The sequence below is a fragment of the Mesorhizobium sp. WSM4307 genome (genome assembly GCF_007003945.1).
Taxonomy (GTDB): Bacteria; Pseudomonadota; Alphaproteobacteria; order Rhizobiales; family Rhizobiaceae; genus Mesorhizobium.
In genome coordinates this window covers 178,979-192,169 of record NZ_VFTB01000005.1, presented here as the reverse complement: position 1 = coordinate 192,169, position 13,191 = coordinate 178,979, and the positions used below count along the sequence as shown (strand labels likewise).

Genomic DNA, 13,191 nt, shown 5'->3' with positions numbered 1-13,191 from the left:
ATGAAGCACTTTTTCAACCGCAGGGAAACGATCGTCACCGAGGCGCTGGACGGCCTGTTGCGCACCATCGGCTCGGGCGATCTCGCGCGCCTCGACGGCTATCCCGAGATCAAGGTCGTGCTGCGCGCCGACTGGGACAAGTCGAAGGTCAGCGTCGTCTCCGGCGGCGGCGCCGGGCATGAGCCTTCGCATGCAGGCTTTGTCGGCAAGGGCATGCTGACGGCGGCGGTCTCCGGCGAGATCTTCGCCTCGCCGAGCGTCGAGGCGGTGCTGGCGGGGATCCGCGCGGTCACCGGCCCGGCCGGCTGCCTGCTGATCGTCAAGAACTATACCGGCGACCGGCTCAATTTCGGCCTGGCGGCGGAGAAGGCGCGCGCCGAGGGCTTTCGCGTCGAGATGGTGATTGTTGCCGACGACATAGCCTTGCCTGACATCAACCAGCCGCGTGGCGTCGCCGGCACCTTGTTCGTGCACAAGATTTCAGGCCATCTGTCGGAGGCCGGACATGATCTTGCCGACATCGCGGCAGCGGCGCGGGCGGCGGCAAAGGATATCGTATCGCTCGGCATGTCGCTGTCGTCCTGCTCGATCCCCGGACAGCCGCATGAAGACAGGTTTGGCGCGGACGACGGCGAACTTGGCCTCGGCATTCATGGCGAGCCGGGCGTCGAGCGGATTGCCTTGCAAAGCGTCGACAGGCTGGTCGCGATCATGGCGGAGCGCCTCGCCGCTGGGCTCGACCCGAAGGCGAGCCATGCCTTGCTGATCAACAATCTCGGGTCGGTGCCGCCGCTCGAAATGTCGCTGATTGCCAATGCGGTGCTGGCCTTGCCGCTGGCCAAGACGGTCAAGCTGACGATCGGCCCCGGGCCGCTGATGACGGCGCTCAACATGAACGGCTTCTCGCTGTCGCTGATCCGGCTCGATGCGGCGCGTGAAGCCGCCCTGCTGTCGCCGGTCGGCCCGCATGCCTGGATGCCGGCCAAGCCGGTCGCGGCGCCTGTCATCATGCCGATGGCGAAAGCAGCCGGACAAAGCGCTGCGCACAAGGCCAGCCAGCATGCCGGCACCAGGCGCCTGATCGTCACGGTCTGCGAAAGACTGATCTCGCTCGAGGCGTCATTGAACGGGCTCGACGCCAAGGCGGGCGACGGCGACACCGGCTCGACGGTGGCGACCGGCGCGCGCAGCGTCCTCGATCGGCTCGACACGCTGCCGCTGGCCAACCCCGCTGCGACGCTTGGCGCGATAGGCGACATATTGAGCGCGTCGATGGGTGGTTCCAGCGGGGTGCTGCTGTCGATCTTCTTCACGGCGGCGGCGCAGGCCCTCGGCGGCGGGGACAGTTTGTCCAAGGCGCTGCTTGCCGGACTTGAGCGGATGATCTTCTACGGCGGCGCCAGACCGGGTGATCGCACCATGGTCGATGCGCTGGAGCCCGCGCTGAAGGCACTTGATGCCGATGGTCTGGAGGAGGCAGCAACAGCGGCGAGGCGTGGTGCCGAGGCCACGGCCGCCATGGAGAAGGCGAAGGCCGGACGGTCGGCCTATGTCGGCACCAAATTGCAAGGCGTGGTGGACCCCGGTGCCCATGCGGTGGCCGGGGTGTTTTCGGCCGCCGCCACGCTGCTCGTCACAGCCTGACGAATGCACCAGTTGTCGAATGACCGTTCTTTCGCTACTGCCGGCAAAGTGGAAACCGGGATTTTGGGCGATATGGCGGCGTTGCACCTTGCCAGGCTGATCGCGGTGGCCGCCGATACGATTGCCGCTCACGCCGAGGAATTGACGGCGCTCGACCAGGCGATCGGCGACGGCGACCATGGGCTGAACATGAAGCGCGGCTTCGAGGCCGTGCGAGCCGAGGCCGATGCGTTCGCCGCCAAGCCGCTGCCTGACGCCCTGAAAGCGATCGGAACCAAGCTGGTGATGACGGTGGGCGGCGCTTCGGGTCCCTTGTTCGGCACGCTGTTCATGGCCTTGGGCAAGGAGATCGCGGCGGACCCCGATCGCAAAAACCTGGCCGCTGCCTTCGGCAAGGCTGTCGAAGCCGTGGCCGCTCGCGGCAAGTCGCAGATCGGACAAAAAACCATGCTCGATGTGCTGCAGCCGGTGCATGACGCCTTGGCCGGGGACAAGACGGCGGCTGAGATCGCCGACATCGCCGATGCCGCCGCCGAAGCGACGGTGCCGATGAAGGCGCTGCGCGGTCGCGCCTCGTTCCTTGGCGAGCGCTCGATCGGCCATATGGATGCCGGCGCGCGCTCAACCGCGCTGCTGGTGCGCTCGGTGGGGCAAGCGATCGGGGAAAGTGCATGAGCAATGTCGGGATCGTGATCGTGTCGCATTCGCCGCTGGTCGCGGAGGGCACGGCCGACATGGTACGCCAGATGGTGGGCGACGAAGTGCCGCTTGCATGGTGCGGCGGAAACGGCCATGGCGGGCTCGGCACCAATGTCGAGGCGATCATGGGCGCCATCGACAAGGCCTGGTCGGAAGCCGGTGTCGCCATCCTTGTCGATCTCGGCGGCGCCGAGACCAACTCGGAAATGGCGGTGGAGATGATCGGCGAGCCGCGTGCGCAGAAGATCATCGTGTGCAACGCGCCGATCGTCGAGGGCGCGGTGATGGCCGCGACCGAATCCTCCGGCGGCGCCTCACTGAAGGAAGTGGTGGCGACGGCGCACGAATTGTCGCCGTCGTGAGTAAACGGGATTTCTGAAAAATGTCCGCAGCCGCCGAAGCGACCGTCCTGATCACCCACGATGTGGGGCTGCACGCGCGCCCGTCGGTGAAGTTCACCAAGCTGGCCAAGACCTTCGCCGCCGACGTGGAAATCGCGCTGGCCGCCAACGGGCCGTGGTTCGACGCCAAGAGCATCGTCAAGGTGATGGCAGCCAAGGCGCCGAAGGGCACGGTGCTGCACATCAGGGCCAGGGGCAACGGCGCCGATGATGCGGTGCGCGCACTGATCGAGCTGGTGCAGCGCGACTTCGACGAGGACGCCGGTCATGTCCGCTCGGCGTGAGGCTGGCGCGCTTCTTCGCCGGCCCGCAGGGAATGCGGGCCATGCGGATTGAGGGGGTTCCGGCCTCGGCCGGCTATGCCGAGGGGCCGCTGTTCGACCTCGACCGGTCGCCGGCCGTCTACGCCGGCAAAGCCACCGCTACGGAAGAGAAGACGTCGCTGCAAGCCGCGATCGGCACGGCAGTGAGCCGGCTTGCCGCCATGGCGGAGACCGCCGACAGCGACGCCGCCGGCATACTCGAATTCCACATTGCCATGCTGGAAGACAACGCCTTGAGCGGGCCGGCCTTCGCGTCGATCGCTTCCGGACAGACCGCCGACGCGGCATGGCGAGAGGCGCTTGATGCCGAGATCGCCGGTTACGAGGCCTCGGACCAGGACTATTTCCGCGCCCGCGCCACGGATTTGCGCGATATCAGGGACCAGGTGCTGCGTGCCTTGACCGAGGACGTCGACAGCACGGCGCCCACCGGTGCCATCCTCTGCGGCGAGGACATCGCGCCGACGCGCTTCCTCGAAACCGACTGGAGCCATGGCGGCGGCATTGCGCTGAAGGCGGGCAGCACCGCCAGCCATGTCGCCATGCTGGCGCGCTCGCGTGGCGTGCCGATGGTGGTGGGGCTGCGCGAACCGCTTGGCGATCTTGCCGGCATGGCACTGCTCGACGCCGAGCATGGCAGCCTCGTGCTGGCGCCCTCGCCGGCGGAGATCGGCGCGTTCCGGCAGTCATCCGCTTCCTTCGTCGCCCGCCAGGGCGTGGCCCGGCGTTTTCTGGCGCGGCCGGCGGTGACCAAGGCCGGCACGGCGGTGCGGGTGCAGGTCAACATCGCCGATCCGTCCGATGTCGACGGCATCGACATCGCGACCTGCGACGGTGTCGGGCTGATGCGAACTGAGTTCCTGTTCGGCAAGAATTTGCCGGATGAGGAGACGCAATATCGCGCCTATCGCAAGGTGCTGGAATGGGCTGGGGAAAAACCAGTGACGATCCGTACTGTCGACGCCGGCGGCGACAAGCCGGTACCGGGCTTCACCGTCGAGGAAGGCAATCCATTCCTTGGCCTGCGCGGCATCAGGCTGTCGCTGGCGCGGCTCGATATTTTTCGCGTACAGATCAGGGCATTGCTGCGCGCCGCGCCACACGGCACTCTCAAGGTGATGTTTCCGATGATCGCCATGGCCGATGAGTATGAGCGCGCAGCCGCCCTGTTCGCCGAAGAGCAGGCAGCCCTTGCCGCGCGTGGCGTCGCCCACAGGATGCCGCCGCTGGGCATCATGGTCGAGGTGCCGTCGGTGGCCATCGCGCCGGAAGCATTCGCAGGCGTCGCCTTCTTCTCGATCGGCTCCAACGACTTGACGCAATATGTGATGGCGGCCGCGCGGGATAACGCTGCTGTGGCCCATCTCAATTCGGTCCGTCATCCCGCTGTGCTGCGGTTGATCGGCTCGGTCACGGCCTTCGGACGGGAAAACGGCATTCCAGTCAGCCTGTGCGGCGATGCCGGCGGCGATCCCGCGTCGATCCCTTCGCTGCTGAAGGCTGGTTTGCGCGATCTGTCCGTTGCACCGGCGCAACTCGCTATGGCCAAGGCGGCCATATCCGATGTCCCGGTCTAGGCGCGGCCGGCATGGTTGACATCAAACCCGAACCCGGCTCCGAAGAGGCAATCCGCGCCTACAAGACGATCCTGTCGCAGGTCATCGACCAGCGACCGTCCGGCATGCGCCAGCGCCTGGCCGACGCGCTTGGCAAGCACCGCAGCTTCGTGACGCAGATTTCAAGCCCTGCCTATACGGTGCCGATTCCGTCGAAGCATTTGCCGGCTATTTTTTCCGTCTGCCATTTCAGTCCAGCCGAGCGGGATCAGTTTCTCGCCGCCTACCATCAGGCGCATCCGGGAAAAATGTCGATCGCCGCGGGCATGCGCAAGACGCGGCATGTGTCGCTCGTCGTGCCGGATTTCGGCGACGACAAGCAGAATGCGGCGCTCGATCGGGCGATCAATGAATTCATCCAGAAGATCACCAGCATCGCCGGCAAGGGTGGCAGCTGACCATTCTTGCCGGGCTGTTTGGGAGGACGCTATGAAGAAATTTATGAATGCGGTGGACACGGTGCTGACGGAGAGCCTCGACGGTTTCGTGGCCGCCCACGCCGATATCCTCGTGCTTGGCGAGGAGCACAAATTCGTCCGCCGCAGGACGTTGCGGCCGGGCAAGGTGGCGCTGATCTCCGGCGGCGGCTCGGGCCACGAGCCGCTGCATGGCGGCTTTGTCGGCCATGGCATGCTGGACGCCGCCTGCCCCGGCCAGGTGTTCACCTCGCCGACGCCGGACCAGATGCTGGCGGCGGCGCAGGCCGTCGACACCGGCGCCGGCTGCCTGTTCATCGTCAAGAACTACGAGGGCGATGTGATGAATTTCGACATGGCTGCCGAAATGTCCGATGGCGTCCAGCAGGTGGTGACCAATGACGATGTCGCCGTCGAGAATTCGTCCTACACGACCGGCCGGCGCGGCGTGGCGGGTACGCTGGTGGTGGAAAAGATCGTCGGCGCGGCGGCCGAGCACGGCCTGGCACTGCCGGTGCTGAAGACGTTGGGCGAGCGCGTCAACGCCGCGACCCGCTCGATGGGCGTGGCGCTGACCAGCGGCACCGTGCCGGCCGCCGGCAAGCCGACCTTCGACATCGGCGACGGCGAGATGGAATTCGGCGTCGGCATCCATGGCGAGCCTGGCCGCCGGCGCGATGCCTTAAAGAGCGCCGACGCGATCGCCGGGGAGATCTGCACAGCGATCCTCGGCGATCTCGGCGACAAAGCGAAAGGACCGGCGCTGCTGTTCGTCAACGGATTCGGCGGCACGCCGCTGATGGAGCTCTATCTGATGTACAACAGCGCGCGAAGGATCTTCGAGACGCATGGCGTGACGGTAATCCGCTCGCTGGTCGGCAGCTATGTCACCTCGCTCGACATGGCCGGCTGCTCGATCACGCTCACCATGCTCGACGAAGAGATGACCGGCTGGTGGGACGCGCCTGTCCATACGGCGGCGCTGCGTTGGGGCATGTAGCAATTCGAGTGCGCGGCGATTTTCCCTGGAAGAGCCATAGCGCTTCCGTTGGGAATGGCGATCTAAGCGCTATCACCTGCTCTCAGCGGAAATCACCCCAGAAATAGTCGTCACCATGAAGCCTCCGGTAAGTGCGTTGACTCGCCGGGCCGTTGCCTTTCTTCCCCAAAGTAAGGTAAGGACTCCCGGGATTTTTGGGGAGATAGCGTATGCGTTACAACTGGGAGCGGGCGCCGACGACTTTCGAACATCATCGGAAAGCGCTAGCGGCGGCCATTTTGATCTTCGGTGGCGTGGGCCTCATGCTTGTGGCCCTGCCGATCTAGTGCGGTAGACATTTCGTCCCATGAATAGCGTTTGTTAGGCGGCTATCGGCCGGCCTCTCAACGAGGCTGCCCGGTCACGGCGATGAAGCGGCGGTCGCGCCCTTCAAAGTCCCAGCACGACAATCACCGCCGGTTTGCCGGAAGGCGCTGGCCGTACTGCTCGAAGGCGAGATAGCGGCCATCGGGCGAAAAGCCGATGATGGGCCGCGGTATCTCCGGCCAAGGCGGTTGAGATCGCGAGCACCGCGCCGATCGCCAGCGCAAACACCGGTTTTGCCATGATCGACGCCGGATGGCGCATCGCTGAGATCCCGTCCCCCGAGAAGACCTCACTTCACGATCCAAGCCGGGACCGGTTCATACGAAAATCAGGGGAGACAGCGCCGGAAAAAACAGCATAGGCTGTTGGCAAAGACGTCAAATGGTTCCTGGGGAGGTTACGGATGGCTTCACGCTATCATGAGGTCTATGACGGCTGGAAACGCGACCCGGAACAATTCTGGGCGGACGCGGCCGGCGCCATCGACTGGTATTCGCCCTGGGACAAGGTGTTCGACGCCACCGCCGGCGTCTATGGCCGCTGGTTTACCGGCGCGACCTGCAACACCTGCTACAACGCCATCGACCGGCATGTCGCCGGCGGACGCGCCGACCAGATCGCACTGATCTATGACAGCGCCATCACCGGAACGGTGAAAAAATTCACCTACGCCGAACTCAAGCGCGAAGTGGTGGCGCTGACCTCGGTGCTGAAGAACCGGGGCATCGGCAAGGGCGACCGCGTCATCATCTACATGCCGATGGTGGCGGAGGCGGCCATCGCCATGCTTGCCTGCGCCCGCATCGGCGCCGTGCATTCGGTCGTGTTCGGCGGCTTTGCCTCGCATGAACTGGCCACCCGCATCGACGATGCCAAGCCGAAGCTGATCATCTCGGCCTCCTGCGGCCTGGAGCCGGGCCGGGTCGTCGCCTACAAGCCGCTGCTCGACAAGGCGATCGAGATGTCCCACCACAAGCCGGATGCCTGCCTGATCCTGCAGCGCGACCAGCTGCGCTGCGACCTGAAGGAGCATTTCGACATCGACTATGCCGACGCCGTCGCGCGTGAGCGGGCGGCCGGCGCCAATGTCGACTGCGTGCCGGTGCTGGCCACCGACCCGCTCTACATCATCTACACGTCAGGCACGACCGGCCAGCCCAAGGGGATCGTGCGCGACAATGGCGGCCACATGGTTGCGCTGAAATGGACGATGGAAAACGAGTTCGGCGTCAAGCCGGGCGAAGTGTTCTGGGCGGCGTCCGATGTCGGCTGGGTCGTCGGCCATTCCTACATCGTCTACGGACCGCTGCTGCATGGCAGCACCAGCGTCCTGTTCGAAGGCAAGCCGATCGGGACGCCGGATGCCGGCACCTACTGGCGGGTCATCTCGGACCATGGGGTGGTCGCGCTGTTCACCGCGCCCACGGCGTTCCGGGCGATCAAGGGCCAGGATCCGCGGGGTGAGTTCGTTGCCAGATACGATCTGTCGAAATTCCGCACGCTGTTCCTCGCCGGCGAGCGCGCCGACCCCGAAACCATCAAATGGGCGGAGCAGAAGCTGAATGTGCCAGTGGTCGACCATTGGTGGCAGACCGAGACCGGCTCGCCGATGACCATCAACCCGGCGGGGCTCGGCCTGCTGCCGGTGAAATACGGTTCGCCCGGCGTGCCGATGCCCGGCTATGACATCCGCGTGCTCGACGATGCCGGCCACGAGGTGCCGCGCGGGACGCTCGGCAATGTCGTGGTCAAGCTGCCGTTGCCGGCCGGTTGCCTGCCGACGCTGTGGAACGCCGACGCCCGCTTCCGCCAGGCCTATCTCGATGAGTTTCCCGGCTACTACAAGACCGCGGATGCCGGCATGATCGACGAGGACGGCTATCTCTACGTGATGGCGCGCACCGACGACATCATCAATGTCGCCGGCCACCGGCTGTCGACCGGCGCCATGGAAGAGGTGCTGGCCGCCCATCCCGATGTCGCCGAATGCGCCGTCGTCGGCATTGCCGATGCGATGAAGGGGCAAGTTCCGCTCGGTTTCGTGGTGCTGAACGCCGGTGTCGCGCGCGACGGCGGCGCCATCGAGAAGGAGGTCGTGGCGCTGGTGCGCGAGCGGATCGGGCCGGTCGCCGCCTTCAAGACCGTGGTGACGATCAAGCGCCTGCCCAAGACGCGGTCCGGAAAGATCCTGCGCGGCACCATGCAGAAGATCGCCGACAACGAAGAATGGACGATGCCGGCGACGATAGACGACCCGGCCATCCTCGACGAGATCACCGCGGCGATAAAGGCGCGGGGGATCGGGGTTTAGGGGCAGCCAATCGCATAATGCATGCCGCCCAAAAGTGGCCCCGGTTTTGGGAGAACGACATGCATGAAAACAAAGACCTAAAGCGCGTCGTATGAATCCGTTCAGACGCGACGCGCTTTAGGCCATCGCCGGTCCTCCGGCGGACAAGAAAACTGTCACCCATGCTACCGGTCCATTCTGTTACCTATCTATCCGGTTCGGACACGCGCCAAGGCCGGCGAACTCGCGCCGTTCTCTCCCCCGGAGTGGGAGGGTGCCTCGGCGAAGCCGAAACCTGACGCGATTTCAGCACCAATCTCTTATTGTGCAATGCAGCAAGCCACCCTACAGTGTCTCCTGGGGGGCCATCCGACGGTGCGGTATGGCTCAGCAAAAAATTACCTTTGGCGGCGTCGACATCCTGCGGTTTCTCGCAGCCGTTCTGGTCATGGTCTACCACTATGGCTTCTGGGTGTGGGCCTATCCCGATGGCATCTCGGCACAGGCCACGGGCGGCGTGCCGGCGCAGCCTGACATAGGCGCCTGGGTCGGATCCGGATGGGTCGGCGTCGAGATCTTCTTCGTCATCAGCGGTTTCGTCATCGCCTTCAGCGCCGAGAAGTCGACGCCGCTGCGGTTCTTCGAGGCCAGGGTGAAGCGGCTGGCGCCGGCGGTCTGGATCTGCGCGCCGGTCACCGCCGTGCTGCTTCTTGCCATCGGCCTGAGCTGGCCGACCGACGCGGTGGTCAGGCTGGTTCGCACCGGGCTGTTCGTGCCCTATGGTCCCTGGGTGGACAGCGTCTACTGGACACTCGGCATCGAGATCGCCTTCTACGCCATCGTCTGGATCCTGCTGCGGCTTGGCCGCTTCGATCTGATGGAGGCGGTCGCCATCGTCATCGGCCTGGTCAGCACGCTGTTCTGGTGTCTCTATTATCCGCTCGGCTGGGCCGACTTCGCCGAGACGCGGCTGCTCCAGCTCACTTTGGTGCATCACGGCTGCTTCTTCGCCGTCGGCGTGCTGCTGTGGCTGATCCGGTTCAAGGCGCTGACGGCGCCTCGCCTTGGCTTCTGCCTGCTGTTCCTCGGCGGGGGCGTGCTGCAGATCGCCAGTTCAGTCGACGTCCACAGCATCAAGGTCAATGCCGTGATGCCCTATGCGCCGCCGATCCTGATCTTCCTCGTCGCCATCGCGCTGATGGCGTGGTCGCTGCGGCTCGACCTCAGCTGGAGCGGCTGGCGCCGGATCGGCCTGATGACCTATCCGCTCTACCTGATCCACGACGTCGTCGGCGCGGCGATGCTCGGGGCGATGGTCCGTGCAGGGATGCCTTATCTCCTGTCGATGGCAGTGGTCGGCGCGACCATGATCGCGGCAAGCTGGCTGGTGGCGACGGAAGCCGAACCGCGCATAAGGCTGCTGCTCGACCACACCGTCTTCCGGTATCGGCTCAAGGCAGCGTAGCCGCGATCGTCCGTTTGAGGAAATGGTGTTCGTCCATGCCGGCGTGAGGCCGGCGTCGACCGGAAGAACCAGTACATTGGGAGCGCGAAGGAGCGGTCTTCACTGACGTTACAGCCGCGCGCACATTTGGCGCTTTGACGGCGGCCAGGTCGTGCCGGCGTCGGCGTCGCCGCATATCGTTCCGCTTCCTTATTCCGTCGAGGCCAATGTCGATCCGGAGGAGGCCTACATCGCGGCGATTTCCAGCTGCCACATGCCGCAACGCAAGCGGAGTTGCACCACTTGGCGCATGAACAGTGCTTCATCGCCAATTCCGTCAAGACGGAAATCCAGGTAGCCGCTTGAGATATTCATTTTGGAGCCGCTCCAGGAAAGCGTGAAACGGCTTTCCTGGAATGCTCTATACCGTCGCCTTGCTGCGCACTTCGGACTTGTCGAGATAGTAGCTCGAATATTTGTCGAAGAATTTTTCCGACGCGCCGAACGATCCGTATTTGGCGAGCTTCTTCAGGTCGACCTTGTTCAGCACCGCGCCGACGATCTTGTTGGCGACATAAGGTTCGGATTCCAGCATCGACCTGACCATGGCGCGCGGCGTGCGGCCCCATTCGGTGACCAGCACGAAGCCGTCGACCAACGGCGCGAAAGCCTTGGCGTCGACCACCGGCCCGAGCGGCGGCAGATCGACGACGATGTATTCGAACGTCTCCTTGGCGTTCTCGATGAAGCGCCGCATGCCAGCCGAGGACAACAGCTCGCTGGTGTGCGAGAAGTGGCCGCGCAGCACGGCCGGGATGATGGCGAGTTTCGTCTGCCGGTCGATCTTGCCGACCGACTGCCAGGTCTGGCCATTCATCACCGCTTCCATCAGGCCCTGCTCGGCTTCCATGCCGAGGCTGCGGCTCAACCCCGGATTGCGCAAGTCACCGTCGATGAGCAGCGTCCTGGCGCCATTGGCGGCCAGCAGTCCGGCAAGATTGGCCGCGACCGTCGACTTGCCTTCGCCGGGAAGCACCGAGATGACGCCGACGACGCGGCTGCCCTGTCCTTCCATCACGACATCGAAGGCGATCTTGGCGCTGCGCAGCGTTTCGGAGAACATCGATGCCGGCGCGTCGATGCTCACCCGCATGCGCGCGCGCCTTTCGATGGCCGCCGGCGACCTCGCTGCCTTGGCATCCGGCTGAGCCTCGGCCGGCTTGTCGTCCTTGGCGGGCCTGCTGCCGATGGTCGGCAGATAGCCGAGGAATTTGAGGCCGACGCGGTCGCGGACCTCCTCGCCGGTCCGGAAGAACCGCTCGTTGAACTCGTTGAGGCCGCCGAAGCCGGCGCCCATCAGCACGCCGAGCACGAGAGACAGTCCGAGCACGATGATGGTGCGCGGGCTCGAGGCGGAGAGCGGCGTCGAGGCATCCGAGATGATGCGGATCTTGCCGACCGGGAAAGATTGCTGCTGCGCGGCTTCCTCGTAGCGGCCGAGGAACGTCTGGTAGAGCGTGGTGAGCGCCGTCGCCTTCTGGTCGAGGTCGCGCAACTGCACCTGCGACTGGTTGTCGACGGAGCTCTTGCCCTGAGCGGCGGCAACATTGGCCCTGAGCGCGGTCTCGCGCGCCAGCGCCACCTCATACTCGTTGCGATAACTTTCGGTGAGCTGCTTCAGCTCGCCGAAAATCTGCGCCGATATGTCGGCCTTTTCCTTGGCAAGCGCCACGGCCTGCGGATGTTGAGGACCGAAATTCGCCTCGACATCCTGCTGACGCTTGGAGACGGTGAGGTAGCGGGTCTTGAGCGCCGAAATGACCGAGCTGCTCGGCTGATCGCTCGAAATGGCGGCATCCTTGAAAGCGTTGTCCGAGCCGCTGTCGACGATCGACTTGTACTGCTGGTAGCGGGCGCTGGCGCGCGCCGTGTCGGCCTGCGCCACGATGAGCTGGGCGTTGAGGTCGGCAAGCTGCTTGTCGCTCAACAGCTGGCCATCGCTGTTGGCGGACAGGCCGTGTTCGGCCCTGAATTTTTCGACCGCCAGCGATGCCTGCTGCGAGCTCTCGCGCAGTTCCGTCAGCCGGCCCTGCAGCCAGACCGCCGCGCGCTCGGTGGCGTCGAAGCTGGCATCGAGCTGATCGGCCAGATAGGCGTCGGCATAGGCCTTGGTAATCGCTTTCGCCAGGCCCGGATCGGTCGCCTGATAACCAAGCGCGATGACGTAGCTTCGTCCGACGCGATCCGCCTGGATCTCGCTCTGCAGCTTGAGGATCGCATAGTCGCGGCTTGACGTGGCGATCAGCGCATTGCGGGTGGCAGGATCGAGCTTGCTGATGTCACCCATGCCCGGGATAGGCGGGCTGGGGCGGACATACTGGATAAGGCCGCGGATCAGGCCGACGCCCTGGGCAAGCGCCGACTGCGGCGGGTTCATAAACGCATCGTTCTGGTCGAGCTTGAGCTTGTCGACGACCACCGCGGCAAGTCGCGTCGAGGTCAGTATCTCGATCTGGCTCAGAATGGCGGAATCGGTCTGCATGGTCGTCGACGCCGCTGAAATGTCGTCGACGATCTTGTTCAAACCCTCGTCGATCAGCACGCTCGAGACCGACACATATTTGGGCGGGGTTGTCTGCAGATAGAGCATGCCCAGGAAAAGACCGATGACGGCGCACACGGCAACCACCTTGGCCTGCCGCGCAGCCATGCCAAGCAGCCGCTCGATATCGATGAAGTCTTCGCCGTTTCCTGCGTCCGAATTCGGCAATGGCATCCTCTTGTCGAGAGGAAAGTTGGCATAATTCATCGTCGGTCCAATCCCAGAGCCCGCTGCGTTCCCGATAATCGGGTTGAGGCTCTATCTCTTTGTTTGGGCATGATCTTTTCCGAAACCTTCGGGAATCATGACCTGTCTAAGTTTAAGCATGACCTTTGCGGAAACCGGGAGCCACTTTCCGGGATCATGCTTGGGCTTGCAGGCGCCCCAACG

General features: G+C 64.6%; 11 protein-coding genes and 1 pseudogene. 10 read left to right on the top strand and 2 right to left on the bottom strand.

Translation table 11 applies throughout. From position 1 onward, the window contains the following. The 7 genes from FJV83_RS13620 (at nt 1) to dhaK (ending at nt 6,099) form a co-directional block, all read left to right on the top strand. A complete protein-coding gene (locus FJV83_RS13620; RefSeq protein WP_142886148.1) occupies nt 1-1,644 on the top strand; it encodes a dihydroxyacetone kinase subunit DhaK in 1,644 nt (547 codons plus the stop codon). A gap of 72 nt (nt 1,645-1,716) precedes the next feature. Continuing rightward, on the top strand, nt 1,717-2,319 hold the full coding sequence (gene dhaL, locus FJV83_RS13615) for a dihydroxyacetone kinase subunit DhaL (protein ID WP_095771945.1): 603 nt from the start codon (nt 1,717-1,719) through the stop codon (nt 2,317-2,319). Beyond that, entirely contained in the window at nt 2,316-2,705 is a 390-nt protein-coding gene (gene dhaM, locus FJV83_RS13610) for a dihydroxyacetone kinase phosphoryl donor subunit DhaM (protein ID WP_010913108.1), read from the top strand. Before dhaL ends, dhaM begins: the two co-directional genes overlap by 4 nt. A 20-nt stretch (nt 2,706-2,725) precedes the next feature. Continuing rightward, the gene (locus FJV83_RS13605; protein ID WP_095771662.1) at nt 2,726-3,028 is read left to right on the top strand and encodes an HPr family phosphocarrier protein; all 303 of its coding nucleotides are present in this window, start codon (nt 2,726-2,728) and stop codon (nt 3,026-3,028) included. A 41-nt stretch (nt 3,029-3,069) separates the two neighbouring features. Beyond that, nucleotides 3,070-4,644 (top strand): phosphoenolpyruvate--protein phosphotransferase, encoded by a 1,575-nt coding sequence (ptsP, locus tag FJV83_RS13600; RefSeq protein WP_185973399.1) that lies wholly within the window; start codon nt 3,070-3,072, stop codon nt 4,642-4,644. Nucleotides 4,645-4,655: 11 nt separating this feature from the next. Then, entirely contained in the window at nt 4,656-5,081 is a 426-nt protein-coding gene (locus FJV83_RS13595) for a hypothetical protein (RefSeq protein ID WP_019862863.1), read from the top strand. Nucleotides 5,082-5,112: 31 nt separating this feature from the next. Beyond that, nucleotides 5,113-6,099 carry a dihydroxyacetone kinase subunit DhaK gene (gene dhaK / locus FJV83_RS13590; protein WP_142886147.1) on the top strand — a complete coding sequence of 329 codons (987 nt, stop codon included), beginning with the start codon at nt 5,113-5,115 and terminating at the stop codon, nt 6,097-6,099. Nucleotides 6,100-6,528: 429 nt separating this feature from the next. Here dhaK and FJV83_RS36405 read toward each other — a convergent pair whose 3' ends face one another. Next, nucleotides 6,529-6,726, bottom strand: a complete 198-nt coding sequence (locus FJV83_RS36405; protein WP_185973398.1) for a hypothetical protein — start codon at nt 6,724-6,726, stop codon at nt 6,529-6,531. A gap of 142 nt (nt 6,727-6,868) precedes the next feature. On the opposite strand from FJV83_RS36405, the gene FJV83_RS13585 reads away from it, so the two are divergent. The 3 genes and pseudogenes from FJV83_RS13585 to FJV83_RS36960 all read left to right on the top strand — a co-directional run. After that, nucleotides 6,869-8,776, top strand: a complete 1,908-nt coding sequence (locus tag FJV83_RS13585) for a propionyl-CoA synthetase (protein WP_142886146.1) — start codon at nt 6,869-6,871, stop codon at nt 8,774-8,776. 361 nt (nt 8,777-9,137) lie between these two features. After that, entirely contained in the window at nt 9,138-10,220 is a 1,083-nt protein-coding gene (locus tag FJV83_RS13575; protein ID WP_095771659.1) for an acyltransferase, read from the top strand. Between the two features lie 71 nt (nt 10,221-10,291). Beyond that, nucleotides 10,292-10,565, top strand: a pseudogene (locus FJV83_RS36960) (OsmC family peroxiredoxin); the annotation flags it as partial. A 55-nt stretch (nt 10,566-10,620) separates the two neighbouring features. Here the strand turns inward: FJV83_RS36960 and FJV83_RS13565 are convergent. Beyond that, on the bottom strand, nt 10,621-13,008 hold the full coding sequence (locus tag FJV83_RS13565; RefSeq protein ID WP_142886145.1) for a polysaccharide biosynthesis tyrosine autokinase: 2,388 nt from the start codon (nt 13,006-13,008) through the stop codon (nt 10,621-10,623). Nucleotides 13,009-13,191 lie beyond the last annotated feature (183 nt).